Below are 24,822 nucleotides of genomic sequence, written 5' to 3'. Positions count from 1 at the left end.
GTGTGATCGCGACCGTTGCCCGGGCTCCGGCGCGGCGGACCGCGCCGGAACCCGGCTGGCCATTACCAGCGGTAGTGCGCGAAGGCCTTGTTGGACTCGGCCATCTTGTGGGTGTCCTCACGCCGCTTCACGGCGGCGCCAAGACCGTTGCTCGCGTCCAGCAGCTCGTTCATCAGCCGCTCGACCATCGTCTTCTCCCGGCGGGCGCGGGAGTAGGTGACCAGCCAGCGCAGGCCGAGCGTGGTGGCACGCTGCGGCTTGACCTCGACCGGCACCTGGTAGGTCGCGCCACCGACCCGGCGGCTGCGGACCTCCAGGGTCGGCTTCACGTTGTCCATCGCCCGCTTGAGCGTGACCACGGGGTCGGTGCCGGACTTCTCCCGGCAGCCCTCCAGGGCCTCGTAGACGATGCGCTCGGCGAGCTGACGCTTGCCGCGGAGCAGGATCTTGTTCACCAGCTGGGTGACCAGCGGGGAGTTGTACACCGGGTCCGCGACCAGCGGCCGGCGCGGAGCAGGGCCCTTACGCGGCATGTCAGCTCTTCTCCTTCTTCGCGCCGTAGCGGCTACGGGCCTGCTTGCGGTTGCGGACGCCCTGGGTGTCCAGCGAACCGCGGACGATCTTGTAACGCACGCCCGGAAGGTCCTTCACACGGCCGCCACGGACCAGCACGAGGGAGTGCTCCTGGAGGTTGTGCCCGACGCCCGGGATGTAGGCGGTCACCTCGATCTGGCTGCTGAGCTTCACCCGAGCGACCTTGCGCAGCGCGGAGTTCGGCTTCTTGGGGGTGGTGGTGTACACGCGCGTGCACACGCCGCGCCGCTGAGGACTCCCCTTCAGCGCCGGCGTCTTGGTCTTACTCGTTTTCGCCTGGCGGCCCTTGCGGACCAACTGCTGGATCGTGGGCACCGGGTTTTCCGCTCCCTTCGGCCGCCCTCTGCGACCGCGCCGTGTGTCTTAGCCGCCCGTCTGGGTGGCTCTCTTACCTTCCAACCAGGGCCGTCTCGGGACGGTCCCGGCACCCGCGGTCGGGCGTGTCGCCCGCTCGCGGTTTCCGCCGTCGCTCGTCGACGCCGGATTCCAGCTCGTCGGCACGCTGGGGCGTAGCCGACTTGTTTCGACTTTGTCGTGGGTTGCTCGATTGCCACCACGTGGACTCGGGCACACGCACGAGTTGCCCGGGCATGCCCGGGCACGAGAGGAAAGAGTACCTACCGTGAGTGGGCACGTCAAAACAGGACTCCGGGAGGTCGTCGAGCAACCCCCGGCCAGGCCCGGATCTCCGCGTCGCTCCCGAGAAGCACTGCCGGTTTTCAAGTGTACCGGCTGATCCCGCGATCGGCCCGTCGGCCCGGTAACCCGACAGCCGTCCGCCCCGGCCGGCCGGCCGCCGACGGCGCTCAGGCCAGTTGCAGCAGCACCGCCACGGCCAGCGCGAGCACCGTCAGCGCGAGGCCCACACCGGCACAGCTGATGCCGGCGATCGCCAGGCCCCGGCCGGTGAACCGGACCGGCGGCGCCGTGGAGCCCGGCGCGGCTGCGGGCGTCACGCGGCGGCGACCGGGCCAGAGCGCCCGACCGGTGGGCGAGGTCTGCCTGCGGCCCAGCTCGCCCAGCAGCACGCCGGCCAGGCCGAGCAGCCCGGCGAGCACCGCGAAGGCGCCCGCGACCCAGCCGCCCCAGTCCTCCGGGCTGCTGCCGGCGAGGCCCAGGCAGCCGGCGGTGAAGGCGACCAGCACGGATCCGACCCCGGTCACCAGCGAGGCCACCGCCGGACCCGAGGTGACCGGAGCCACCTCGAGGTGTACCAGGCCGAACGGCGTACCCGGGACCGCGTCCACCCGGCTGGGCGCCCGCAGCGACTCCCGGGGCGGCGCCGGCACCACGGCCGGTCCACCGCCGCCGGCCGGGCCCGCTCCGCCGACCGGACCGGGCATGCCGGGGTACGCCGTCGGCGCACCGCCGGACGGCGCGGCCCGGAGCGGCTCCGCCACCGGGTACCCGGCGACGCCGGGCGCCCCCGGCGCACCCGCCGGGGCCGGGCCGGAGGTCGGCACCGCCGGCACTGGGCCGGAATCCTGGCCGGGCCCCCAGGTGGAGGCCGCCGGGGCCGGCGGCGTGGCAGGGCTCGGCGCCCAGGTCGGGTTCGCCGGGAGTGGGGCGGTGGAGGCGCCTGCCCAGCCCGTGCCGGAGACCCCCGACCCGGCCTCGGACCCGGTCGGCGCGGGGCGGGACCACTCGCTGGCCGACCCGCCCGGCTCCCCCGGCGCGCTCGTCGGCGACGCCGCGGCAGTCGGCGGCAGCGTGTACGAGGGTTCGTGGTAGCGAGGCTCGGGCCCGGCGGGCTGCCCCGGCGTCTCGTCCGCCGCGCGCTCCACCCCGGGTGGCTGCGCCTCCTCCGTCACGAAAATCCCCCTGCACACCACCGAGCCGCCAACCACGGCGGAACCGACCGGCCGAGGAGTAGTCCGTCGACCGGGCCCGACACGTCGTGCCAAGGTCAGGTTACCGCCGCGCGGCCAGCCGCCACCGGCCCGGTTACGTCCGGTAGCCCTGCCGCCGAACCACCCTCCGCCGGCGGCCTGCTCAGTCGACCCCGGGCGCGAAGTCCTGGCCGACCGAGCCGTCGGCCAGATTCACCACACCGATCACGGTCGCCGCCACCAGCGCGGTCGCGGCGAGGGCGACTCCGGCCCAGGCCAGCCGCTCACCGCGACGCAGCCAGGCGGCACCCGTCAGATAACCCCCCGAGGCGTACGCCTCCCGGCGCGCCTGCCGGGCCAGCACCATCGCCAGCGTCGCCGGGACGATGCCCCCGACCAGTGGACCGGTCAGCAGCGCCACCAGGCCGAGGGCGAAGACCGCCCGGGACTTGGTGGAGCGCACCGGATCCGGGTCGAGCGGATGCCGCGTCCCCGGGTTGGCGGCCGGCATCGTGGTCACCCCGCCAGCCTACCCAACCCGGCGTGCACGGCCGGAAAAGCGAGGCGCCCCGCTCGTCGACCGACGAGCGGGGCGCCTCGGGTGTCGCCTTAGCGGTACGACCCGAAGTCGAAGTCGTCCAACGGCACCGCCTGGCCGCTGGCCGGCCCGAACCCGTAGTCGGTCTCCGGGTAGCCGGTCATCGAGTAGACCTTGGCCTTCGCCTCCTCGGTCGGCTCGACCCGGATGTTGCGGTACTTGCTGATGCCCGTACCGGCCGGGATGAGCTTACCGATGATGACGTTCTCCTTGAGACCGATCAGCGAGTCGCTCCGGGCGTGGATCGCCGCGTCCGTGAGCACCCGGGTGGTCTCCTGGAAGGACGCCGCCGACAGCCACGAGTCGGTGGCCAGCGACGCCTTGGTGATACCCATCAGCACCGGCCGGCCCGCCGCGGGCTCGCCGCCCTCGGAGACGAGTCGGCGGTTCTCCGACTCGAACAGCGCCCGGTCGACCAGCACACCCGGCAGGAACTCGGTCGCGCCGGAGTCGATCACCGTCACCCGCTTGAGCATCTGGCGGATGATGATCTCGATGTGCTTGTCGTGGATGAGCACACCCTGCGACCGGTAGACCTCCTGGACCTCCTGGGTCAGGTGGACCTGCACCGCCCGCGGGCCGAGGATCCGCAGCAGCTCGTGCGGGTCGATCGTGCCCTTGGTGAGCTTCTGGCCGACGTCGACGTGATCCCCGTCGTGTGCCTGGAGCGGCACCCGCTTGGAGATCTTGTCGTACACGATCTCGTCGCTGCCGTCGTCCGGCACCACGATGATCTTGCGCGACCGCTCGCCGTCCTCGATCCGGATCCGGCCCGGGGTGTCGGCGATCGGCGCCTTGCCCTTCGGGACCCGGGCCTCGAAGATCTCCTGGACCCGGGGCAGACCCTGGGTGATGTCCTCACCCGCGACACCACCGGTGTGGAAGGTACGCATCGTGAGCTGCGTACCCGGCTCACCGATCGACTGGGCGGCGATGATGCCGACCGCCTCGCCGACGTCCACGGTCTTGCCGGTCGGCAGCGAGCGGCCGTAGCACGCCCCGCAGACGCCGAGCTTGGACTCGCAGGTGAGCACGCTGCGGACCCGTACGGTGTCCACCCCGGCCCCCACGATCCTGTCGACCAGGATCGTGTTGATGTCCGCACCCCGCTCGGCGACCAGGTTGCCGTCGGGGCCCTTGATGTCGTCGGCCAGGGTACGGGCGTGCACGCTGGTCTCCACGTGCTCGTGTGCCACCAGCCGGCCGTCGAGCTGGGTCGCGATCTGCATCGGGATGGCGCGGTCGGTGCCGCAGTCCTCCTCGCGGATGATCACGTCCTGCGAGACGTCCACCAGACGACGGGTCAGGTAACCCGAGTCGGCGGTACGCAGCGCCGTGTCGGCGAGACCCTTCCGGGCACCGTGCGTGGAGATGAAGTACTCCAGCACGGAGAGACCCTCCCGGTAGCTGGCCTTGATCGGCCGCGGGATGATCTCACCCTTCGGGTTGGCCACCAGACCACGGATCGCGGCGATCTGGCGGAGCTGGAGCAGGTTACCGCGGGCACCCGAGTTGATCATCTTCCACAGCGGGTTCTCCTGCGGCAGCGCGGTCTCCATCTCCTTGGCGACCTCGTTGGTCGCCTTGGTCCAGATCTCGATGAGCTCGCCGCGACGTTCCTCGGCGGTCATCAGACCCCGCTGGTACTGCTTGTCGATCCGCTCGGCTTCCTTCTCGTACCGCTCCAGGATCTCCCGCTTGCGCGGCGGCGCGATGACGTCCTCCATGCCGATCGTCACGCCGGACCAGGTGGCCCAGTGGAAACCGGCCTCCTTGAGCCCGTCGAGCGTCGCGGCCAGGGCCACCTTCGGGAACCGCTCGGCGAGATCGTTGACGATCGCGGAGAGCTGCCCCTTGCGGATCTCGTAGTTCACGAACCGGTAGCCCTGCGGCAGGGTCTCGTTGAAGAGCACCCGCCCCAGCGTGGTCTCCACGGTGAGCGGCTCACCCGGGACCCAGCCCTCCGGCGAGGTCCACCGCGAGGCACCGGGGCCGTTGTCCACCTCGACCACACCGCGCAGCCGGATCTTCACCGGGGTCTGCAGGTGCAGCTCACCGTTGTCGAAGGCCATCCGCGCCTCGGCGTCCGAGCTGAACACCCGGCCCTCGCCGACCTCACCGGGGGTGAGGTGGGTCAGGTGGTAGAGGCCGATGACCATGTCCTGGGTGGGCATGGTGACCGGCTTGCCGTCCGCCGGCTTGAGGATGTTGTTGGACGAGAGCATCAGGATCCGGGCCTCGGCCTGCGCCTCGGCGGACAGCGGTACGTGCACCGCCATCTGGTCACCGTCGAAGTCCGCGTTGAACGCGGTGCAGACCAGCGGGTGGATCTGGATCGCCTTGCCCTCGACGAGCTGCGGCTCGAACGCCTGGATGCCCAGCCGGTGCAGGGTCGGCGCCCGGTTCAGCAGCACCGGGTGCTCGCCGATGACCTCTTCCAGCACGTCCCAGACGACCGGCCGCTGCCGCTCGACCATCCGCTTCGCGGACTTGATGTTCTGTGCGTGGTTGAGGTCGACCAGCCGCTTCATCACGAACGGCTTGAACAGCTCCAGCGCCATCTGCTTGGGCAGGCCGCACTGGTGCAGCTTGAGCTGCGGACCGACCACGATCACGGAACGACCGGAGTAGTCGACCCGCTTGCCCAGCAGGTTCTGCCGGAACCGGCCCTGCTTGCCCTTGAGCATGTCCGACAGCGACTTCAGCGGCCGGTTACCCGGGCCGGTGACCGGCCGACCACGCCGTCCGTTGTCGAACAGCGCGTCCACGGCCTCCTGGAGCATCCGCTTCTCGTTGTTGACGATGATCTCGGGCGCGCCGAGGTCGATCAGTCGCTTGAGCCGGTTGTTCCGGTTGATCACGCGGCGGTAGAGGTCGTTCAGGTCCGAGGTCGCGAACCGGCCACCGTCGAGCTGCACCATCGGGCGCAGGTCCGGCGGGATCACCGGTACGCAGTCCAGCACCATGCCGAGCGGCGAGTTGCGGGTGTTCAGGAACGCCGCCACGACCTTGAGTCGCTTGAGCGCCCGGATCTTCCGCTGGCCCTTACCGCTACGGATGATCTCGCGGAGGTTGTCCGCCTCGGCGTCCAGGTCCATGTTCTGGACCAGCGCCTTGATCGCCTCGGCGCCCATCCCGCCGGTGAAGTACTCGCCGAACCGGTCCCGCAGCTCGCGGTAGAGCAACTCGTCGGTGACCAGCTGCTTCGGCTCCAGCTTGCGGAAGGTGTCCAGCACCTCGTCGAGGCGGTCGATCTCGCGCTGCGCCCGGTCGCGGATCTGGCGCATCTCGCGCTCTCCGCCCTCCTTGACCTTGCGCCGCACGTCGGCCTTGGCACCCTCGGCCTCCAGCTCGGCCAGGTCGGCCTCGAGCTTGGCGGCCCGCTTCTCGATCTCCGAGTCGCGGCTGTTCTCGGCCTGCCGCTTCTCGGCCAGGATCTCGTTCTCCACCGTGGCGAGGTCGCGGTGCCGCGCCTCCGTGTCGACGCTGGTCACCACGTACGACGCGAAGTAGATGATCTTTTCGAGGTCCTTCGGCGCCAGGTCGAGCAGGTAGCCCAGCCGGCTCGGCACACCCTTGAAGTACCAGATGTGCGTCACCGAGGCGGCCAGCTCGATGTGGCCCATCCGCTCACGCCGCACCTTGGAGCGGGTCACCTCGACACCGCAGCGCTCACAGATGATGCCCTTGAACCGGACCCGCTTGTACTTACCGCAGTAGCACTCCCAGTCCCGCTGCGGGCCGAAGATCTTCTCGCAGAAGAGCCCGTCCTTTTCCGGCTTCAGGGTGCGGTAGTTGATCGTCTCAGGCTTCTTAACCTCGCCGTGCGACCACTGACGGATGTCGTCAGCGGTGGCCAGGCCAATCCGCAACTCGTCGAAGAAGTTGACGTCGAGCACGTTATATGTCCCTCGTGTCGTGTCGTTTTCTGTTGCTAGCACCCGGGGTTGGGGTTCGGGGTGGCGCGAGCCGCCCCGAACCCACCACCCACCTACACCTCTTCGACCGAGCTCGGCTCACGCCGGGACAGGTCGATGCCGAGTTCCTCCGCGGCCCGGAAGACCTCGTCGTCGGTCTCGCGCATCTCCAGGGCCACACCGTCGCTGGAGAGCACCTCTACGTTGAGGCACAGCGACTGGAGCTCCTTGAGCAGCACCTTGAAGGACTCCGGGATGCCCGGTTCGGGAATGTTCTCGCCCTTGACGATCGCCTCGTACACCTTGACCCGGCCGAGGACGTCGTCGGACTTGATCGTCAGCAGCTCCTGCAGGGCGTACGCGGCGCCGTACGCCTGCATCGCCCAGCACTCCATCTCGCCGAACCGCTGGCCACCGAACTGCGCCTTACCACCCAGCGGCTGCTGCGTGATCATCGAGTACGGGCCGGTCGACCGAGCGTGGATCTTGTCGTCGACCAGGTGGTTCAGCTTGAGGATGTAGATGTAGCCGACCGCGATCGGGTCGGGCAGCGGCTCGCCGGAACGTCCGTCGAAGAGCTGCGCCTTGCCGCTCGCGCCGATCAGCTGCTTGCCGTCCCGGTTGGGCAGGGTCGACGAGAGCAGACCGGAGATCTCCTCCTCCTTGGCGCCGTCGAAGACCGGCGTCGCCACGTTGGTGTCCGGCTCGGACTCGTGCGCGTCGATCGACCGCAGCGCTCGCTTCCAGTCCGCGTCCTCACCCTGTACCTGCCAGCCGGTCTTGGCGACCCACCCGAGGTGGGTCTCCAGCACCTGGCCGATGTTCATCCGGCTCGGCACGCCGAGCGGGTTGAGCACGATGTCGACCGGGGTGCCGTCCTCCAGGAACGGCATGTCCTCGACCGGCAGGATCTTGGAGATGACGCCCTTGTTGCCGTGCCGGCCGGCGAGCTTGTCACCGTCCTGGATCTTCCGCTTCTGCGCCACGTAGACCCGGACCAGCTCGTTGACGCCCGGCGGCAGCTCGTCGCCGTCCTCCCGGGAGAAGGTCCGTACGCCGATGACCGTGCCGGTCTCGCCGTGCGGCACCTTCAGCGAGGTGTCCCGGACCTCGCGCGCCTTCTCGCCGAAGATCGCGCGGAGCAGCCGCTCCTCCGGGGTCAGCTCCGTCTCGCCCTTGGGCGTGACCTTGCCGACCAGGATGTCGCCGGTGACGACCTCGGCGCCGATCCGGATGATGCCGCGCTCGTCGAGGTCGGCGAGCATCTCCTCGCTGACGTTCGGGATGTCGCGGGTGATCTCCTCCGGACCGAGCTTGGTGTCCCGGGCGTCGACCTCGTGCTCCTCGATGTGGATCGAGGTGAGGGCATCCTGCTGGACGAGGCGCTGCGACAGGATGATCGCGTCCTCGTAGTTGTGGCCCTCCCACGGCATGAACGCGACCAGCAGGTTGCGGCCGAGCGCCATCTCGCCGTCGTCGGTGCACGGACCGTCCGCGATGACCTGGCCCGCCTCCACCCGGTCGCCCTCGAAGACGATCGGCTTCTGGTTGACGCAGGAGCCCGCGTTGGAGCGGCGGAACTTGTGCAGCAGGTAGGTACGCCGGTGGCCGTCGTCCTGGTGCACCGTCACGTAGTCGGCGCACAGGTCCTCGACCACGCCGCCGACCTCGGCGACGACCACGTCACCGGCGTCCACCGCGGCCCGGTATTCCATACCGGTACCGACCAGCGGCGACTCGGCCTTGACCAGCGGCACCGCCTGGCGCTGCATGTTCGCGCCCATCAGTGCCCGGTTGGCGTCGTCGTGCTCGAGGAACGGAATCATGGCGGTGGCGACCGACACCATCTGGCGCGGCGACACGTCCATGTAGTCGACCGCGGTGGGAGCGACGTAGTCGACCTCACCGCCCTTCCGGCGGACCAGGACCCGGTCCTCGGCGAAGGTGCCGTCCGCACGCAGCGCGGTGTTGGCCTGCGCCTTGACGAACCGGTCCTCCTCGTCGGCAGTCAGGTAGTCGATCTGGTCGGTGACCCGGCCCTCGACCACCTTCCGGTACGGCGTCTCGATGAAGCCGAACGGGTTGACCCGGCCGAAGGTCGACAGGGCGCCGATCAGGCCGATGTTCGGGCCTTCCGGCGTCTCGATCGGGCACATCCGGCCGTAGTGCGACGGGTGCACGTCCCGGACCTCGAAGCCGGCCCGCTCCCGGGACAGACCACCCGGGCCGAGCGCGCTCAGCCGGCGCCGGTGGGTCAGGCCCGCCAGCGGGTTGGTCTGGTCCATGAACTGAGACAGCTGCGACGTACCGAAGAACTCCTTGATCGCCGCCACCACCGGACGGATGTTGATCAGGGTCTGCGGGGTGATCGCCTCGACGTCCTGGGTGGTCATCCGCTCGCGGACCACCCGCTCCATCCGGGAGAGGCCGACCCGAACCTGGTTCTGGATCAGCTCGCCCACGGTACGGAGCCGGCGGTTGCCGAAGTGGTCGATGTCGTCGGCCTCGTAGCCCTCCTCACCGGCGTGCAGCCGGCAGAGGTACTCCACGGTGGCGACGATGTCGTCCTCGGTCAGCGTGCCGGTGTTGATCGGCACGTCCAGCTCGAGCTTCTTGTTGAACTTGTATCGGCCGACCTTGGCGACGTCGTACCTCTTCGGGTTGAAGAAGAGGTTGTCGAGCAGGGTCTGGGCGTTCTCCCGGGTGGGAGGCTCGCCCGGCCGGAGCTTGCGGTAGATGTCGAGCAGCGCCTCGTCCACCCCGGCGATGTGGTCCTTCTCCAGGGTGGTCATCATCAGCTCGGACCAGCCGAACCGCTCGCGGATCTGCTCGTTGGTCCAGCCGATCGCCTTGAGCAGGACGGTGACGGCCTGCCGGCGCTTACGGTCGATGCGGACACCCACGGTGTCGCGCTTGTCGATGTCGAACTCCAGCCAGGCACCCCGACTCGGGATGACCTTGACGCTGGAGAGATCGCGGTCGGAGGTCTTGTCCGGCTGCTTGTCGAAGTAGACGCCCGGGGACCGGACGAGCTGGCTGACCACCACGCGCTCGGTGCCGTTGATGATGAAGGTGCCCTTCGGCGTCATCATCGGGAAGTCACCCATGAACACCGTCTGGCTCTTGATCTCGCCAGTGGTGTTGTTGGTGAACTCCGCGGTCACGAACAGCGGGGCGCAGTAGGTCAGGTCCTTCTCCTTGCACTCCTCGATCGAGGCCTTGACCTCGTCGAAGCGCGGCGCGGAGAAGGAAAGCGACATAGTGCCAGAGAAGTCCTCAATGGGACTGATCTCGTCGAGGATCTCGGCGAGACCCGATCGAGCGTGCGGGTCGTCGGCCGACCGGCCCTGCCAAGCCTCGTTGCCGACCAGCCAGTCAAACGACTCGTTCTGGATGGCGAGGAGGTTGGGGACCTCGAGGTGTTCGGTAATCCTGCCGAAGGAGATTCGGCGGGGCGCGAAAGCGCTCGACGTACGACTGGTCTTCGCAGGGCGGGAAGCTGCCAAGATGCGTCCTTCCGAGGACCGGTGCTGCTAGATGCGGCTGTCACGCGTGCACTCCAATGGCCCCACTCCAAACGCCCAAAACTGGACATTCCGAGCAGGGGTCAAGTCGGAAGGCAGCGCAAACTAGCAGTGTAGCCGAGCGGCTAACCGCTGTCCAGCCCACCACGGCAGGGCGTTGCAGAACGTGTCGCCAGCCGCCGGCTGGCGCGCGCCGAGCGCGCTCACACGTCCCGCACGCATCCCGCTAGGCCTCGTAGGGACCAGCGGCTCGTGGTGCTCCGTGGCCCTTACCCAGGTGTCGGCCGTCGCAAGCGCGGAAGGTCTTGCTGATGTCAGCGTGCCTGCCGGTTCCTGCCGCGTCAAGGGCTGATGACCGGGTCGGGCGACGTCTTTGCCCGGGTCGCCATCCGAGCCTGACCGGCCGGACGGGCCGACGACGGCCGTCCGAGGCGCCAAAGCCCTGATCATCGACGGTCGCAGCCTGTCAACGAACGGAGACGGGCGGCGATCCGGCGCCGGATCGCCGCCCGTCGGCGACATTGCTGTGCGTCAGCTCACTAGCCGACGCGAGCCGCCTCCGGTGGCCCGTACCTCTGCGGCCCCCGCTCGGCGGAACGGAGAGCTGGTCGGTACGGGCGCCCGGGGGCGACGCGGTGCGGAACTACTTGAGGGTGACCTTCGCGCCCTCGGCCTCGAGCTTGGCCTTGGCCTTGTCGGCGGCCTCCTTGTTGGCCTTCTCCAGGACCGGCTTCGGCGCGCCCTCGACGAGGTCCTTGGCCTCCTTCAGGCCCAGGCCGGTCAGCTCACGCACGACCTTGATGACCTGGATCTTCTTGCCGCCGTCGGCCTCCAGGATGACGTCGAACTCGTCCTGCTCCGGCTCGGCCTCGGCAGCCGGGGCCGCGGGGCCACCGGCAGCGATGGCCACCGGCGCGGCGGCGGTCACGTCGAAGGTGGTCTCGAACTGCTTCACGAACTCCGAGAGCTCGATCAGCGTCATCTCCTTGAACGCGTCGAGCAGCTCTTCGGTGCTGAGCTTCGCCATGGTGTCTGGCGTCCTTTCCTAATCTCTTACACGAATATCGGGGGTACCGGAGGGCTGGCCGCTCAGGCCTGCCCCTCCTTCTCACGCTTGTCCTGCAGGGCAGCCGCCAGGCGGGCGGTCTGCGCCAGCGGCGCCTGGAACAGGGCAGCGGCCTTGCTCAGGCTGCCCTTCATCGCGCCGGCCATCTTGGCCAGCAGCACCTCACGGGACTCGAGGTCGGCGAGCTTGTTGACCTCGTCCGCGGTGATCGCCCGGCCCTCGAAGACGCCACCCTTGATGACGAGCCTCGGGTTGGCCTTCGCGAACTCCCGCAGACCCTTCGCCGCCTCGACCACGTCGCCGGAGACGAAGGTCAGCGCGGTAGGACCGGTGAACAGCTCGTCGAGGCCGGCAATGCCAGCGTCCGTCGCGGCACGCTTGGCCAGCGTGTTCTTCGCCACCTCGTAGGTCGTGTCCCGACCGAGCGAGCGGCGTAGCTGGGTGAGCTGGGAAACCGTCAGGCCGCGGTACTCGGTGAGCACGGTGGCTCCCGAGTTGCGGAAGTATTCGGTGAGCTCGGCGACGGCGGTGGCCTTGTCGGCCCGAACCGGCTTGTCCGCCATGTCCCTCCTCTCTCGTTGCTCCAGGCTGATCACGGCCCGATCGGCCGTCTGGGCGCGATCGGAGCCCGGGTGCGGATCGGAAGTTCCGCCACAACGAGAGAAGCCCCGGCGCAGGGCGCACGGGGCGGGAAGGTCATGCGGACACGACCTGGCACGCTACCGTCTCCCCTGCGCGGGCCGCCCGTCGAGCGGGACCTTCGACCGTGCCGGGGCACGGTGACCAGCGGTCTCTGGGTTAGAACGTCGGCCAGGCTAGCCTGACCGACTTATCAGAGTACGGGATGCCTGCCGTAACGGCCAAATCACCCGAGGTGGTCCGGCTCACGTCCGGCCCGTCCCCGCTCACGCGCCACCGTCCCCGGGCTCAGGTCCGGCGGCGGCGCAGCCAGGCGTACCCGGCCAGCGCCGCAGCGCTCCAGAGCAGGGCGTGCCCGGTCAACAGGGCCACCGACCAGCCGGTCGGCCCGGCGGTGCTGGCCCGGGCGGTGGCGAGTACCGGGGGCGCGATCCAGGGCAGCACGGAGTCCTTCAACCCGAAGACGTACACCCCGACCACCCCGCCGACCATGGCGGCTAGCCCGTACAGCGGGCTGTTGGTCGCCGCCCGGCTGGCCAGCGCGCCCAGGCCGACGGCCGCCGGCAGGACCAGCAGGTGTGCCCAGAGCCCGACCGTCAGGCCCAGCGCGAGCGGCAGGTCGCCGTCCCGTTGGGGCCCGGTCACCCCGCCCACCAACCAGGGCAGCAGCAGCGCGACCGGGACCAGGGCCAGCCCGGCCAGCCCGGCGGCGAGGATCCCGCCGGCCAGCTCCGCCCGGCGGCCGGCGGCGACCACGGCAAGCCGGCGCTGGGTGTCCGGCTCGGTGTCCAGCAGCAGCTTGGTCTGCCAGGCCAGGACCGGGAAGAGCACCACGGCGGAGACACCGTACGCCTCGGCGGCCTGTGCGGCACCGCCCCCGTACAGCACGGTGAGTGCGACCAGCCCGGCGATCAACGGCGGCAGCGCCCGGGCGGTCCGGACGAATCCCGCCAACCGCATCCGGGCCAGCGCGGTCACGACGCCTCCCCGGTGGCCGCGACGGGTTCGGTCGGCTGCTCGCCACCCCCGTCGACCGCCCCGACCGCCTTGCCTGGAGCGGCCGGAACAGCCGGAGCGGCCGGAACAGCCGGAACAGCCTGGGCACCAGGGACGGTCCGGGTGCCCCTGGCTGCTGGGCGGCGGGGCGGAGCGGGCACTTCGGCCGCAAGGTCACCGTGTCCGGCGGGCGGTGGCTCCGCGCGGTGTACCCCTAGCACCTGGTGGCCGGCGCGGCGCAGCGCGGCGACGGTCTCCAGGGCCCGCTCGGTCGGCACCGCGATCTCCACCACGGAGGTCCCGGCCCCGGCGGCCCGCTGGTCGGCACCGGCCGGAGGCACGGCGGAGACACCGCCACCGGCGATCGGAGGCCCGGTGGAGACACCCCCGGCAAAGGTCGGAGGCACGGCGGAGGCAGTCCCGGCAGAGGTCTCGGCCCCGGCGGGCCGCTGGCCGCCGGAGCCCGGAGACAGGACGCTCACGGTCCCGTCGGCCACGCTCCACTGCGCGGCGTGCGGCAGCCGGACCGTCTCGCCACGGTGGTCGCTGACCAGTACGGCGCCGCCGTCGTCGAGTACCTCCCCGATCAGCTCGGGGACCAGTTCGCGGGTGGCCGCGTCCAGCCCCTCCCACGGTTCGTCCAGGACGAGCAGTCCGGGCGGGCGGAGCAGGGCCTGGGCCAGCCCGACCTTCTGGGCGGTGCCCTTGGAGAGCGCCGGCAGCCGGACGTCGCGGTACGCCGCCAGCCCGAGGCGCTCGATCCAGCCGGTCACGGCACGGGCGGCTGCCGCGGCCGAGAGCCCCCGGATCCGACCCATCCCGGTGAGGTACTGGTCGACGGTGTACGGCTGGTCCGCCGGAAAGCGCTCCGGCACCCAGCCGACCGCACTGGGCCGGTCCCGGACCACACCCCGGGTCGGGTCCAGTACGCCCACCGCCACCTGGAGCAGCGTCGACTTGCCCACGCCGTTGCGGCCCAGCACCACGGCGCTCTGCCCGGGGCCGATCTCCAGCTCGACCGCGCGCAGCACCCACGGGGCGCGGACTCCGTACCGCAGCCAGACCTGATCCAGTCGCACGGATAGCAGAGTGCCACAGCGCCGCCCGGAACGCGGAGCCGCAGCGCGCCGGAGGATGGCGGTGACACCGATGCGAAGCCCGCCCGGGCACCGGAAACGCCGATGCGGGGCGCCCGCGAAACGTCGCTGGGCGCCCCGCGTCGGACGGGACTGACCGGTTCGGTCGAGGCTCAGGCCTCGGCCGACTCCCGCAGGTTCTTCACCACGTTCGGGTCGACCGGAACGCCCGGGCCCATGGTGGTGGTCAGGGTGACCTTCCTGAGGTACTTGCCCTTGGCCGCGGACGGCTTGGTCCGGAGGACCTCGTCGAGCACCGCGGCGTAGTTCTCCACCAGCTGGGCCTCGGAGAACGAGGCCTTGCCGATGATCAGGTGCAGGTTGGAGTGCTTGTCCACCCGGAAGGTGATCTTGCCGCCCTTGATGTCCGAGACGGCCTTGGTGACGTCCATGGTCACCGTGCCGGTCTTCGGGTTCGGCATGAGACCGCGCGGGCCCAGGATCCGCGCGATCCGGCCGATCTTGGCCATCTGGTCCGGTGTGGCGATCGCCGCGTCGAAGTCCAGCCAGCCCTCCTGGATCCGGGCGACCAGCTCGTCGGTGCCGACCACGTCCGCTCCGGCGGCGGTCGCCTCCTCGGCCTTGGCGCCGGCCGCGAAGACGATCACGCGGGCGGTCTTGCCGGTGCCGTGCGGAAGGTTGACCGTGCCCCGGACCATCTGGTCGGCCTTGCGGGGGTCGACGCCGAGGCGCATCGCGACCTCGACCGTGGCGTCGAACTTGACCGTGCTGCTCCCCTTGGCCAGCTTGACGGCCTCGATCGGGGTGTAGAGCTTGTCCCGGTCGATGGCCTCGGCGGCCTTGCGGTAGCTCTTGCTGCGCTGCATCTCTGATTACTCCTGTGGTGTCTGGCGGGCTGCGGAGCGCCGCGGCCCTCCCACGAACTGGTCGTGCCGGTCAGGGGTGGTAGGGAGGACCTATTCCTTGACCGTGATGCCCATCGACCGGGCGGTGCCGGCGATGATCTTCTCGGCCTGGTCGAGGTCGTTGGCGTTCAGGTCGGCCATCTTCTTCTCGGCGATCTCGCGCAGCTGGGCGCGGGTGACCGAGCCGACCTTCTGGCTCTGCGGGACGCCGGAGCCCTTCTGCACGCCGGCAGCCTTGATCAGCAGTCGGGCGGCGGGCGGGGTCTTCAGCACGAAGGTGAAGGTCCGGTCCTCGTACACGCTGATCTCGGCCGGCACGATGTCACCGCGCTGCGACTCGGTCTGCGAGTTGTAGGACTTGCAGAACTCCATGATGTTGACGCCGTGCTGACCCAGCGCCGGACCGACCGGCGGCGCCGGGGTGGCCTGGCCCGCCGGGAGCTGAAGCGTGAACGTCTTGACGAGCTTCTTCTTCGGAGGCATGTCTCTTCCTGGGCTTGAAACTGGGGAACGTGCACCTGAGGTCACCCGTTGACGCGCACGGTCAAGCGCGCCTGCATGGCGGGCGACGTTCAAGAGTAGCGCAGCGCCCTCGCGGGCGCGGCGCCGAGGTCGGCCGAAGCCGGCCGGGTCGGATCCTGACGAGGCCCGGACCGCCGGGCGCCCGTCAATCAGATCTTGGCGACCTGGTTGAAGTTGAGCTCGACCGGAGTCTCCCGACCGAAGATCGACACCAGGACCTTGAGCTTCTGCTGGTCGGCGTTGATCTCGCTGATCGTGGCCGGCAGCGACGCGAAGGCGCCGTCGGTCACGGTGACCGAGTCACCGACCTCGAAGTCGAGCACCTTGACCTCCGGCTTCGCCTTCTTGGTCTCGGTCTCCACCGCCGGGGCGAGCCACTTGAGCACCTCGTCGAGCGAGAGCGGCGCCGGCCGGTCGGCCCGGTCGGTCGCGCCGACGAAGCCGGTCACCCCGGGGGTGTTGCGCACGCAGGAGTACGACTCCGGGGTCAGCTCCATCCGGACCAGGATGTAGCCCGGGAAGACCTTGTTCTGGACCTGGAGGCGCTTGCCGTTCTTGACCTCGACCTCTTCCCGGGTCGGCACCTCGACCTGGTAGATGAACTCCTCCATGTCGAGGCTGGTGATCCGGGTCTCCAGGTTCGTCTTGACCTTGTTCTCGTAACCGGCGTACGAGTGGACCACAAACCAGTCACCGGGCGCGTAGCGCAGCTTCTGCCGCAGCTCGGCGACCGGGTCGTAGTCCTCGTCCGGCGCCTCGGCGGCGGCGAACTCCGGCTCGTTGGCGGCCTCGACCGACTCGGTACCGCTCGCCGTCGCCACCGCGGACTGCTCGTCCGGGGTCTCGGCGGTCTCGTCGTACTCAGGCACGCTCGCTCACTTCCGTCACTATCAGGTGGGGCAGGTGGTCAGCTGGAGCCGCCGAAGACCCACAGCACGCCGCGGGCGAAGGCGTAGTCCAGCCCGGCCACGATCGTCAGCACCACGGCGACGAACACGACCACCACGGCGGTGTAGGTCAGCAGCTCCTTACGGGTCGGCCAGATGACCTTACGCAGCTCTGCCACGACCTCGCGGAAGAACCGGGCAAGCCGGCCGAATATTCCGACCCGACCCTCGGTCTTGGTGGTGGGCCTGCTGTCCGCCGAATCGGCCTTGGTGCGCTCCCGGGTGGCGGTGCCACCACGTCCGACCGGCTCGTCCGCCTCGTCGTCGGCGTCATCGTCGACAACGTCGTCGATCATCTCGTCGTCGAGACGGTCGTTGTCGTCCTCGTCGCGCCGATTCTTCTCGGCCACTTCGCCCTCCGTCGCCGGGTGGTTGGTACGCGCGCCGGTGGGCGCGCGCTGCGCTTTTCACGCCGGCCGGAACCCGGAGTCTCCGCCGCAGGCGCCGACCGCCCTCGACCGAACCCTCCGGACGACCGTCCCCGGAACGGCCCGCGGCCGGCGGATCCGTCAGGGGACGGACCGGGCGGACTGACCGCCCCGGCTCGACCCCGCCGGTGCCACCAACACGAGCCGGTCGCCACAGGTGGTGGCGACGCCGATCCCGGGACCGGTCAGGCCGTAGGCGCAGGGGTGACAGGACTTGAACCTGCAGCCTGCGGTTTTGGAGACCGCTGCTCTGCCAATTGAGCTACACCCCTGTGCGGGCAGCTGGACCCACTCAGGCACGCACGCCTGAGTAGAGGCCACTTGCCCCACGGCGGACCAGTGTACGGGTAGAGGCACGAGTTTCCCAACCGGTGTGCCCCAGCGAGCCCGCCGTACCTGGTCCGGGCCGGACTAGGCCGGGGTGCGGATCACCGCCCTGGCCTGGGCCAGCACTTTTTCCCCGTGGCAGGTGGCGGTCAGGTCGAGCCGGGTGAGTCCGTCCTCGGGCTCGCCCCGCACGGCGGCGCTCACCTCGATCTCGGTGCCCTCGTCGTCGTCCGGGACCACGACCGGCCGGGTGAACCGGACGCTGTATTCCACCACCGCGTCCGGCGAGCCGGCCCAGTCGGTGACCGCCCGCCCGACCAGCGCCATGGTGAACATGCCGTGCGCGATCACCCCGGGCAGTCCCACCTTGGTGGCGAACCGGTCGCTCCAGTGGATCGGATTGAAGTCACCCGAGGCGCCCGCGTACCGGATCAGGTCCGCGCGGGTGATCCGGAAGGTCCGGGGAGACAGATCCATCTCAGCCCTCTCCGCGTACGACGAGCTTGGTCCAGACGGTGACCACCGGTTCCCCGGCGGTCGTGTTCACCTCGGTGCGGGTGGTCATGAAGGCGTGTGCGCCCCGGTTGACGATCTCCTCGATCGTGTTGACGCAGACCAGCTCGTCGCCGGCCACCACCGGCCGGGTGTACCGGAACCGCTGGTCGCCGTGGACCACCCGGCTGTAGTCGACCCCGAGTTGCGGATCATCGACGATCTGCCGGTTGGCCGCCATGGTGATCGTGAACGGGTACGTCGGCGGGGCCACCACGTCGGCGTGCCCGAGCGCCCGGGCGGCATCCGGATCGTGGTGCGCCGGGTCGGCAGCGCCGATCGCGGCGGCGAACTCTCGGATCTTCTCGCGCCCCACCTGGTAGGGCGGGGTCGGCGGATAGCTGCGACCGACGAAGGACGGGTCCAGGGACATGCCGCCGAACCTACACGGCCGGGGCGAGCCGCCGTGGTCACCGCCCAGCGGCCGGAACGCGCCCGCGGGACGCCCGGAGCGGTCCCGCCGCACGCCGGCGCCGGGCCGGCCGCAGACAGCAGAATCGCCGCCCCGGCCCCGGCGGGAGCGGGCTCGCAGGCGCGCTCGCCAGGGTCGGAACGGCGATGCTGGAGGTCTCTGACCGGCCGACTCGCGTCGGCGGTGGATCAGCGGGTCTCGCGGTGAACGGTGTGCTTGCCGTCCCGGGGGCAGAACTTCTTCAGCTCGATGCGGTCCGGGTCGTTACGGCGGTTCTTACGCGTGATGTAGTTGCGCTCCTTGCACTCCACACACGCCAAAGTGATCTTGGGACGGACATCGGTCGCCTTGGCCACGGCGGGGCGCCTTCCTCGTTAGCGGACTGAACTACGACGTACCAGCGTAGACGCCTGCCACGCGGACACGCAAAGTGGGCGCCAACGGCGCCCCCTCGTTTCGGTCTCCGGGTCGGCCCCGGCGCCCGAGAGTAGCGGTGGCCGGACTTGAACCGGCGACACAGCGATTATGAGCCGCTTGCTCTGCCATCTGAGCTACACCGCCGAGGCGGGTCCAGCTGAACCCTCTGAGCCCCCTTACGGAATCGAACCGTAGACCTTCTCCTTACCATGGAGACGCTCTGCCGACTGAGCTAAGGGGGCGCGCACGCGATCTTTCCCGGTGGCGCGCAGAGGTAAGAGTACACGTCGTCGGGCACGAGGTGAAATCAGATCCCCGATGGCCATACCGGGGCATCGATCCCGGATCGCCGGCGCAGCTCAGGGCACCGCCCGCAGCCGCCGTACGTCGGCCGGGCCGGACTGGGCGTCGGACTCCGTCTGGGCCGCGAACCAGGCCTCCAGGCGCTCGTACGGCAGCGGACGGCTGAACAGGAACCCCTGCCCGATCTGGCACCCGATGTCCTGGAGCAGCTCCAGGGTGAGTTCGCTCTCCACCCCCTCGGCCACCACCGCCAGGCCGAACTGCTGGGAGAGCGTCACCACCGCGTTGACGATCGCCAGGTCCACCGGGTCGGTCGCCATCCCCTGCACGAACGAGCGGTCGACCTTGACCTCGTTGACCGGCAGCCGGCGCAGGTAGGAGAGCGAGGAGTGGCCGGTGCCGAAGTCGTCGACGGCGAGGCGTACCCCGATGTCGCGCAGCCGGCGCAACCCCGGCACCGCACGTTCGGTGCCGTCCAGTACGCCGGCCTCCTTGATCTCCAACGTGAGCAGCTCCGGGGCGACGCCGTACTCGGCGAGCATCCCCTGCACCAGGGCGGGGAACTGCTGGTCGGCGAGCGTACGCGGAGAGATGTTCACCGAGACGGCGAGAGTGTTGCCGCCGCTGGTCCAGTCGCGGCTGCGCCGCAGCGCCTCGCCGAGTACCAGCTTGGTCAGCTCGGGAAGTTGGCCGGTGTGCTCCGCCACCGCCACGAAGTCCTCCGGGGCCACCGTGCCGTGCGCCGGGTGCACCCACCGGGCCAGGCACTCCACCCCGACCAGCCGCCGGTCGGTCAGCGCGACCTTCGGCTGGTAGTAGACCTCCACCTCGGCGTGGCCGAGCGCGCGACGCAGGTCGCCGGCCAGGCCGAGTCGGCGCGACGACCGGGACTCCAGCCCGGGGCTGAACAGCTGGATGCCGTCCGGCGCCGACTTGGCCCTGGTCACCGCGAGGTCGGCGCGCTGGAGCAGGGTCGCCGGGTCGTCACCGTGGTCCGGATGCACCGCGACCCCGACCACGGTGTCGACGTCGAGGACCAGCGCGTCGAAGACCATCCGGTCGCGGATCTGCTCGCGCAGCTCGGCGGCGAGGTCGAGCGCCGCGTCGATGCTCTCCATCCGCAGCGTCACCACGAACTCGTCACTGCCGACCCGGCCCACCAGCGCGGCGGAGGGAGCCGAGGCGCGCAGCCGGGTCGCCACCTCGACGAGTACCCGGTCGCCGGCCGCGTGCCCGACGGACTCGTTGACCTGGCGAAGCCCGGCCACGTCGAAGAGGAGCAGTGCGACGACCTCGTTCGGCGCGCGTACCCGGACCGCCTCTTCCAGCGCCCCGGTCACCCGCCGCCGGTTGGGCAGGTTGGTCACCCCGTCGTGGTACGCGTCGTGCCGCAGCCGGTCCACCAGCCGGGAGTTCTCCAGGGCGACCGCGGCGTGCGCGGCGATCGTCTCGAAGATCGGCACATCCGCGGGGGTGAAGTGCCCGATGTCGCCGAGCCGGTTCACCACCTCGAGCGACCCGATCACCGCCTGGCCGGAGCGGAGCGGCGTGACGATCATGTCCTTCAGACCCGCTTCCCGCAACGCCTCCCGTACGTCCGGATGGCCGGCCATCCGGCTGCCGGCGGCGACGGTCCGGCTCTCCCCGGTGGCGCGCTCCCGGGCGACCAGCGGGGTCCGGGAGAAGTCGAGTAGCCCCGAGTCGTCGACCCTGGCGGTGAGCAGGACCTCCGGGTGCCGGCCCTGGGCGGGGAGCCAGAGGGTGGCGTACTCGGCCTGCATCAGCGCCCGGACCCGGCCCAGCAGCGAGTCGGCCAGGGTGCCGTCCTGACCGCGCTCGCTCATCGCCTTGGTCAGTTCGTAGACGTCCGCCAGGGTCCGGTGCTGCCGGAAGAACTGCGCGTACGCGCGGTAGAGCAGGACCAGCGCGGCGGCGAGCGCGAGCAGGAGCAGGGCGGACCACGGGGTGACCCGGAGGCAGATCACGATGACCAGGCCCATGGCCACGTTGAGCATCACCGTGAGCAGGCCGGGACCGGAGGTGCGGAACACCTCCCAGCCCGCCTGCGCTCCATGCATGATCGCGAAGACTCCGGCGACCGCACCCAGCGTCACCAGCGCGTGGGTCGCCACGGCGGCGACGAGGACACCCCAGGTGCTCGGCCCGAAGCCCTGCGTCTCCGGCAGCGCCAGCACGACCAGACTCGCCAGCGACACCGCCGCGGCGGACTTGGCGACGTTGAACCACAACTTCGCCGGCGCGAACCGGCGGTAGATCTGGGTGATCAGCGAACCGAGCGTGAAGACGAGTACGACGGTGAGCGGCGGCAGCAGGTAGAGCCCGAAGAGCAGCGGAATCTCGACGAACGTGATGACCGTGGTCTGCCGCCGGACGACGTAGAACAGCAGCGGAGTGTCACCCAGCAGCGCAAGCCCGAGCACCAGGGCCGCTCACGCCCACTCGTCGGGCGGACCGTCGAGGACACCGAGCACCACCGCCAGGACGACCGCGAAGATGGCCAGTGGGCCGGTGATCAGCCAGGCGTGCTCAGGGGATCGACGTGGTGACGGTGGGCGCCCAGCCATACCACTCCCGATGGAAGAGAGTCCGTCCCTCGGACGCGGGTGGTCGCTAGGCCCAGTCCCAGCCGAAAACCTGGAGCCCGTCGTCCGGCCCGGTCGTGTCACCCTCGGTTGGAGGGTCGGTCGAGTCAGCGATCCAGGTGTGGCCGCTTCGGTCCCGCACAGCCAGATCGGTCACCGCGGTCGCCGCGGCGAAGCCACTGACGGCGAGCGCCGCGAGCAGAAGTAGGGAGCCTATGAGGCGGCCCAACCTCCATGCAGGCATCGGTTGCTCCCGTCGAGGTAGCGTCGTGGAAGGTAGATGTTCCATGATGGTGCCACAGTCCGAGGAACCCGCAAAGCCATCGGAAGAGCGACCATCCGGGGATCGGCAAAGTCTAACCGTTCGGTAGGGACAAGTCCGCCGGCCGGCCGCAACCCCACCGGCCGGCAAATGCCCGACATGATTCACTCCCCGCTCAATAAGACTCACCACCCGTACGCGATCAGCCGTACCAAATACCGTTGTCGACGGATTTCGGCTAAACCGCTGCAACCGCATAACTCCGCCCATCACGGACGCAGTGCCGCCAGAGAATAGGTCGACATCGGGACACTAGGGATACCTCGGACCGGTGTCCACAGCAGACTCAGCGAGCACCGGCCGGAGGGCGTACGGCCGGAGCTCCGACGTCGGCAGGATCACAGTCCGTGAGGGCACCCGCCGGGAAGGCTCCGGCCCGGGCGGCCGCCACGGCGGCCCGGGCCGCCTGGACCGGGAACTCCCGGTCGGGCGAGGTCCGCAGCAGCACCAGCTCGTGGTAGAGCGGCGCGGTGGCGGCGACGAGCAACCGGCGCGGATCGCAGCCGGGCGGGATCTCGCCACGCCGTACGGCCCGGTGGACGATGACGGCGCAGCGGTCGTACCGGTCGACCCAGAAGGAGCGGAGGGCGTCCGCGGCCGGCGCCGAGCGGAACGACGCGGCGATCAGCGCCATCGTGACCGGGGGTTCGGCGGTCAGCGCCGCGTACACCTCGGAGTTGACGGCGCACAGGTCGCCCTCCAGCGAGCCGGTGTCGGGTGCCCGCCAGTCGTCGTCGGCGGCCTCGGCGAGTACGTCGGCGAGCAGCCCGCCGACGTCGCGCCAGCGCCGGTAGACCGTGGTGCGGTGCACTCCCGACCGGTCCGCCACGGCGTCGACGCCCAGCGCGTCGTAGCCGTACTCGACGAGGTGGGCCCGGACCGCGTCGAGAACCCGGCGGCGGATCTCGGCACTGCGGCCCCCCGGCCGGCGGACCGGCCCGGCGGCGGAATCGGTTGGCGGTCGGGGCGGCGACATGACAGGATCTTACTGCTACATCCGTAGACTTAAGGTAGGTACCCGTCCGATGGTCAGGTGAGCGTCACCCCGCGTCCCGAGCCGCCGCACGACCGGTGACTGATCCGCCGACGACCGGAGTCGCTCCCATGCCTACCCAACTCAGCCTGCACGACGTCACCAAGCGCTACGCCGACCGGACCGTGCTCGACGGGGTCAGCTCCGCCGTCGCCACCGGCGAACGCACCGCGGTCATCGGCGAGAACGGCTCCGGCAAGTCCACCCCGCTCCGGCTGCTCGCCGGGCGGGAGCGGCCCGACGAGGGGCGGGTGACCGTCGTCACCGCCGGTGGCCTCGGCTACCTGGGGCAGGACGCGCCGCCGCCGGGGTACCTGACGGTGCGGCAGGCGATCGACGACGCGCTCGCCGAGCTGCGCCGGATCGAGGCGCGGCCGCGAGAGCTGGAGCCGCTGCTCGGCGACGGCGACCAGCGGCGGCCGACCGAGTACGGGCGGCCGCGCGAGCGGTGGCGCGGCGAGCACCGGGTGATGACCGCCGGGGTACTCGACCCCGAACCGGTCTCCGTCACGGCCTGATTACGAAGCGCCAGACGCCGGTTTGCGATTCGGGCAGGTCGCCGCCGCTCGAAATACTAAAGAAAGGAAACTGAATGACATCCCCACGTCCTCCGTCGGTCCGGGAGTTTCGGATAGCCGATTCCACCGCCGGCCCGTACGGCGTCACTATCGGACCGGACGGCGCAATATGGGTCACCCTGGTGCATGCCGGGGAAATCATCCGAATGACCGCCGACGAGGAGGTTCAGCGTTACCAACTCGACGAATCGGCGAGCGGACCCTCCGTCATCACGACGGGACCGGACGGCGCACTCTGGTTCACCCGGTTCCGGGACCACCGGATCGGCCGGGTGTCGCTCTCCGGGCAGGTCAGCTCCTATCCGGTCCCGTCGCCGGCCGGCGGCCCGTACGGGATCACCGCCGGGCGGGACGGCGCGCTCTGGTTCACCGAGATGAACAGTGATCGGATCGGCCGGATCAGCACTGATGGCGAGGTGGTGGAGTTTCCGCTGCCCGAGGCGGGTGGCTATCCCTCGATGATCACCGCCGGTGCCGACGGGGCGCTCTGGTTCACGCTCAACCAGGCGAACGCGGTCGGCCGGATCGATCTCGACGGAAAGATCACGCTGTACCCGCTGCCGGCGGCCGGCGCCGGACCGGTCGGCATCGCATCCGGCCCGGACGGCGCAGTCCGGTTCGTCGAGATCGCCGCCGGCCAGCTCGGCCGGATCACCCCGGACGGGCGGATCACCGAGATCCCGCTGCCGGACCGGACCGCCCGGCCGCACGCGATCGCCGCCGGGCCGGACGGGAGCTACTGGTTCACCGAGTGGGGCGCCAACCGGGTCGGGCGGCTCGGCCCGGACGGCACGATCCGGGAGTACGAGCTGCCGACCCCGGGATCGGAGCCGCACGGGATCACGGTCGGTCCGGACGGGGTGGTCTGGGTCGCCCTGGAGATCGGTGCGGTGGCCCGGCTGGTGTGCTGAACGCCGGCCACGCCGGCGTACCCGATGTCACCGCTGCCGCTGGTTCGCGCGGCGGCGGTCGGCGTCCTCGATCGCGTGGCGTACCGCCAGCCGGACGACCCAGTAGAGCAGGGCGAGCATGACAGCCGACAGGGCGACGTACACCGTCAGGACGAACACCAGCTCGGGAATCTGGTCGGAGGCCATGCAGCGACGCTAGGGCACCCGGACCGCCGTCGCCGCCCCGCGCGGCCGCCCCCAGAGCCCCGCCATCCCTCCCGTCGGTACCCGGGAATCTGCCCCGTCGGGGATGTCGGTGCGAG

Annotated in this window: 22 protein-coding genes, 3 tRNA genes and 1 pseudogene; 3 read left to right on the top strand and 23 right to left on the bottom strand. The window is 70.3% G+C overall.

Annotated elements, in window-relative coordinates; translation table 11 throughout:
* Positions 1-62 precede the first annotated feature (62 nt).
* From rpsG to ACQEVC_RS13855, 3 genes are all read right to left on the bottom strand, one after another.
* Positions 63-533, bottom strand: a complete 471-nt coding sequence (gene rpsG, locus ACQEVC_RS13865) for a 30S ribosomal protein S7 (protein WP_101368149.1) — start codon at positions 531-533, stop codon at positions 63-65.
* A 1-nt stretch (position 534) separates the two neighbouring features.
* A complete protein-coding gene (gene rpsL, locus ACQEVC_RS13860) occupies positions 535-909 on the bottom strand; it encodes a 30S ribosomal protein S12 (RefSeq protein ID WP_101368150.1) in 375 nt (124 codons plus the stop codon).
* A 491-nt stretch (positions 910-1,400) separates the two neighbouring features.
* On the bottom strand, positions 1,401-1,937 hold the full coding sequence (locus ACQEVC_RS13855) for a hypothetical protein (protein ID WP_432876973.1): 537 nt from the start codon (positions 1,935-1,937) through the stop codon (positions 1,401-1,403).
* On the opposite strand from ACQEVC_RS13855, the gene ACQEVC_RS13850 reads away from it, so the two are divergent.
* Positions 1,936-2,325: a hypothetical protein gene (locus ACQEVC_RS13850; RefSeq protein ID WP_432876971.1), complete on the top strand. Its 390-nt coding sequence runs from the start codon at positions 1,936-1,938 to the stop codon at positions 2,323-2,325. The two genes, ACQEVC_RS13855 and ACQEVC_RS13850, sit on opposite strands and share 2 nt — an antisense overlap.
* A gap of 261 nt (positions 2,326-2,586) precedes the next feature.
* Here the strand turns inward: ACQEVC_RS13850 and ACQEVC_RS13845 are convergent, their stop codons facing one another.
* The 19 genes and pseudogenes from ACQEVC_RS13845 to ACQEVC_RS13755 all read right to left on the bottom strand — a co-directional run bounded on the left by ACQEVC_RS13845 (position 2,587) and on the right by ACQEVC_RS13755 (position 22,974).
* A complete protein-coding gene (locus ACQEVC_RS13845; RefSeq protein WP_432891364.1) occupies positions 2,587-2,934 on the bottom strand; it encodes a hypothetical protein in 348 nt (115 codons plus the stop codon).
* A 98-nt stretch (positions 2,935-3,032) separates the two neighbouring features.
* Positions 3,033-6,920: a DNA-directed RNA polymerase subunit beta' gene (locus ACQEVC_RS13840; RefSeq protein ID WP_432876968.1), complete on the bottom strand. Its 3,888-nt coding sequence runs from the start codon at positions 6,918-6,920 to the stop codon at positions 3,033-3,035.
* 92 nt (positions 6,921-7,012) lie between these two features.
* Complete coding sequence (locus ACQEVC_RS13835) at positions 7,013-10,444, bottom strand: DNA-directed RNA polymerase subunit beta (protein ID WP_432876966.1); 3,432 nt, start codon at positions 10,442-10,444, stop codon at positions 7,013-7,015.
* 661 nt (positions 10,445-11,105) lie between these two features.
* Complete coding sequence (rplL, locus tag ACQEVC_RS13830) at positions 11,106-11,489, bottom strand: 50S ribosomal protein L7/L12 (RefSeq protein ID WP_318395959.1); 384 nt, start codon at positions 11,487-11,489, stop codon at positions 11,106-11,108.
* 62 nt (positions 11,490-11,551) lie between these two features.
* The gene (rplJ, locus tag ACQEVC_RS13825) at positions 11,552-12,091 is read right to left on the bottom strand and encodes a 50S ribosomal protein L10 (RefSeq protein ID WP_432876962.1); all 540 of its coding nucleotides are present in this window, start codon (positions 12,089-12,091) and stop codon (positions 11,552-11,554) included.
* 364 nt (positions 12,092-12,455) lie between these two features.
* Entirely contained in the window at positions 12,456-13,145 is a 690-nt protein-coding gene (locus ACQEVC_RS13820) for a hypothetical protein (RefSeq protein ID WP_432876960.1), read from the bottom strand.
* Positions 13,142-14,242, bottom strand: a complete 1,101-nt coding sequence (locus ACQEVC_RS13815; protein WP_432876958.1) for an ATP-binding cassette domain-containing protein — start codon at positions 14,240-14,242, stop codon at positions 13,142-13,144. The genes ACQEVC_RS13820 and ACQEVC_RS13815 overlap by 4 nt, the downstream gene beginning before the upstream one ends.
* Positions 14,243-14,412: 170 nt before the next feature.
* The gene (rplA, locus tag ACQEVC_RS13810; RefSeq protein WP_318395962.1) at positions 14,413-15,126 is read right to left on the bottom strand and encodes a 50S ribosomal protein L1; all 714 of its coding nucleotides are present in this window, start codon (positions 15,124-15,126) and stop codon (positions 14,413-14,415) included.
* Between the two features lie 90 nt (positions 15,127-15,216).
* A complete protein-coding gene (gene rplK, locus ACQEVC_RS13805; protein WP_318395963.1) occupies positions 15,217-15,648 on the bottom strand; it encodes a 50S ribosomal protein L11 in 432 nt (143 codons plus the stop codon).
* Positions 15,649-15,836: 188 nt separating this feature from the next.
* Positions 15,837-16,556, bottom strand: a complete 720-nt coding sequence (gene nusG / locus ACQEVC_RS13800) for a transcription termination/antitermination protein NusG (RefSeq protein WP_107260922.1) — start codon at positions 16,554-16,556, stop codon at positions 15,837-15,839.
* A 38-nt stretch (positions 16,557-16,594) separates the two neighbouring features.
* A complete protein-coding gene (secE, locus tag ACQEVC_RS13795; protein ID WP_432876953.1) occupies positions 16,595-16,984 on the bottom strand; it encodes a preprotein translocase subunit SecE in 390 nt (129 codons plus the stop codon).
* 277 nt (positions 16,985-17,261) lie between these two features.
* Positions 17,262-17,334 (bottom strand) — tRNA-Trp (locus ACQEVC_RS13790).
* 139 nt (positions 17,335-17,473) lie between these two features.
* Complete coding sequence (locus ACQEVC_RS13785; protein ID WP_432876950.1) at positions 17,474-17,866, bottom strand: MaoC family dehydratase; 393 nt, start codon at positions 17,864-17,866, stop codon at positions 17,474-17,476.
* Between the two features lies 1 nt (position 17,867).
* Positions 17,868-18,314 carry a MaoC family dehydratase N-terminal domain-containing protein gene (locus tag ACQEVC_RS13780; protein ID WP_318395966.1) on the bottom strand — a complete coding sequence of 149 codons (447 nt, stop codon included), beginning with the start codon at positions 18,312-18,314 and terminating at the stop codon, positions 17,868-17,870.
* A 227-nt stretch (positions 18,315-18,541) separates the two neighbouring features.
* Positions 18,542-18,709: a 50S ribosomal protein L33 gene (gene rpmG, locus ACQEVC_RS13775; RefSeq protein ID WP_013288652.1), complete on the bottom strand. Its 168-nt coding sequence runs from the start codon at positions 18,707-18,709 to the stop codon at positions 18,542-18,544.
* A 132-nt stretch (positions 18,710-18,841) separates the two neighbouring features.
* Positions 18,842-18,914, bottom strand: a tRNA-Met gene (locus ACQEVC_RS13770).
* Positions 18,915-18,939: 25 nt separating this feature from the next.
* Positions 18,940-19,012: transfer RNA gene (locus tag ACQEVC_RS13765), tRNA-Thr, on the bottom strand.
* A gap of 117 nt (positions 19,013-19,129) precedes the next feature.
* Positions 19,130-21,658, bottom strand: a pseudogene (locus ACQEVC_RS13760) (putative bifunctional diguanylate cyclase/phosphodiesterase).
* A 626-nt stretch (positions 21,659-22,284) separates the two neighbouring features.
* A complete protein-coding gene (locus tag ACQEVC_RS13755; RefSeq protein WP_432876946.1) occupies positions 22,285-22,974 on the bottom strand; it encodes a TetR/AcrR family transcriptional regulator in 690 nt (229 codons plus the stop codon).
* Positions 22,975-23,102: 128 nt separating this feature from the next.
* Between ACQEVC_RS13755 and ACQEVC_RS13750 the strand changes: the two genes are divergently transcribed.
* Together ACQEVC_RS13750 and ACQEVC_RS13745 are read left to right on the top strand one after the other, a co-directional pair.
* Entirely contained in the window at positions 23,103-23,549 is a 447-nt protein-coding gene (locus ACQEVC_RS13750) for an ATP-binding cassette domain-containing protein (protein WP_432876943.1), read from the top strand.
* A 74-nt stretch (positions 23,550-23,623) separates the two neighbouring features.
* Positions 23,624-24,520 carry a Vgb family protein gene (locus ACQEVC_RS13745; RefSeq protein ID WP_432876942.1) on the top strand — a complete coding sequence of 299 codons (897 nt, stop codon included), beginning with the start codon at positions 23,624-23,626 and terminating at the stop codon, positions 24,518-24,520.
* A 27-nt stretch (positions 24,521-24,547) separates the two neighbouring features.
* Here the strand turns inward: ACQEVC_RS13745 and ACQEVC_RS13740 are convergent, their stop codons facing one another.
* The gene (locus ACQEVC_RS13740; RefSeq protein ID WP_318395971.1) at positions 24,548-24,706 is read right to left on the bottom strand and encodes a hypothetical protein; all 159 of its coding nucleotides are present in this window, start codon (positions 24,704-24,706) and stop codon (positions 24,548-24,550) included.
* Positions 24,707-24,822: the final 116 nt, after the last annotated feature.

It is taken from the genome of Plantactinospora sp. CA-294935 (genome assembly GCF_050936445.1).
In the GTDB taxonomy this organism is placed as follows: domain Bacteria; phylum Actinomycetota; class Actinomycetes; order Mycobacteriales; family Micromonosporaceae; genus Plantactinospora.
This window is presented reverse-complemented; position numbering and strand designations above follow the sequence as displayed.

Excerpts from the sequence above, each read along its gene's own strand:
- rpsG (WP_101368149.1), bottom strand. The coding sequence starts at position 533 with ATGCCGCGTAAGGGCCCTGCTCCGCGCCGGCCGCTGGTCGCGGACCCG.
- ACQEVC_RS13850 (WP_432876971.1), top strand. The coding sequence starts at position 1,936 with ATGCCGGGGTACGCCGTCGGCGCACCGCCGGACGGCGCGGCCCGGAGC.
- ACQEVC_RS13855 (WP_432876973.1), bottom strand. The coding sequence starts at position 1,937 with ATGCCCGGTCCGGTCGGCGGAGCGGGCCCGGCCGGCGGCGGTGGACCG.
- ACQEVC_RS13845 (WP_432891364.1), bottom strand. The coding sequence starts at position 2,934 with ATGCCGGCCGCCAACCCGGGGACGCGGCATCCGCTCGACCCGGATCCG.
- rplL (WP_318395959.1), bottom strand. The coding sequence starts at position 11,489 with ATGGCGAAGCTCAGCACCGAAGAGCTGCTCGACGCGTTCAAGGAGATG.
- rplJ (WP_432876962.1), bottom strand. The coding sequence starts at position 12,091 with ATGGCGGACAAGCCGGTTCGGGCCGACAAGGCCACCGCCGTCGCCGAG.
- rplA (WP_318395962.1), bottom strand. The coding sequence starts at position 15,126 with ATGCAGCGCAGCAAGAGCTACCGCAAGGCCGCCGAGGCCATCGACCGG.
- rplK (WP_318395963.1), bottom strand. The coding sequence starts at position 15,648 with ATGCCTCCGAAGAAGAAGCTCGTCAAGACGTTCACGCTTCAGCTCCCG.
- ACQEVC_RS13785 (WP_432876950.1), bottom strand. The coding sequence starts at position 17,866 with ATGGATCTGTCTCCCCGGACCTTCCGGATCACCCGCGCGGACCTGATC.
- ACQEVC_RS13780 (WP_318395966.1), bottom strand. The coding sequence starts at position 18,314 with ATGTCCCTGGACCCGTCCTTCGTCGGTCGCAGCTATCCGCCGACCCCG.
- ACQEVC_RS13755 (WP_432876946.1), bottom strand. The coding sequence starts at position 22,974 with ATGTCGCCGCCCCGACCGCCAACCGATTCCGCCGCCGGGCCGGTCCGC.
- ACQEVC_RS13750 (WP_432876943.1), top strand. The coding sequence starts at position 23,103 with ATGCCTACCCAACTCAGCCTGCACGACGTCACCAAGCGCTACGCCGAC.
- ACQEVC_RS13745 (WP_432876942.1), top strand. The coding sequence starts at position 23,624 with ATGACATCCCCACGTCCTCCGTCGGTCCGGGAGTTTCGGATAGCCGAT.
- ACQEVC_RS13740 (WP_318395971.1), bottom strand. The coding sequence starts at position 24,706 with ATGGCCTCCGACCAGATTCCCGAGCTGGTGTTCGTCCTGACGGTGTAC.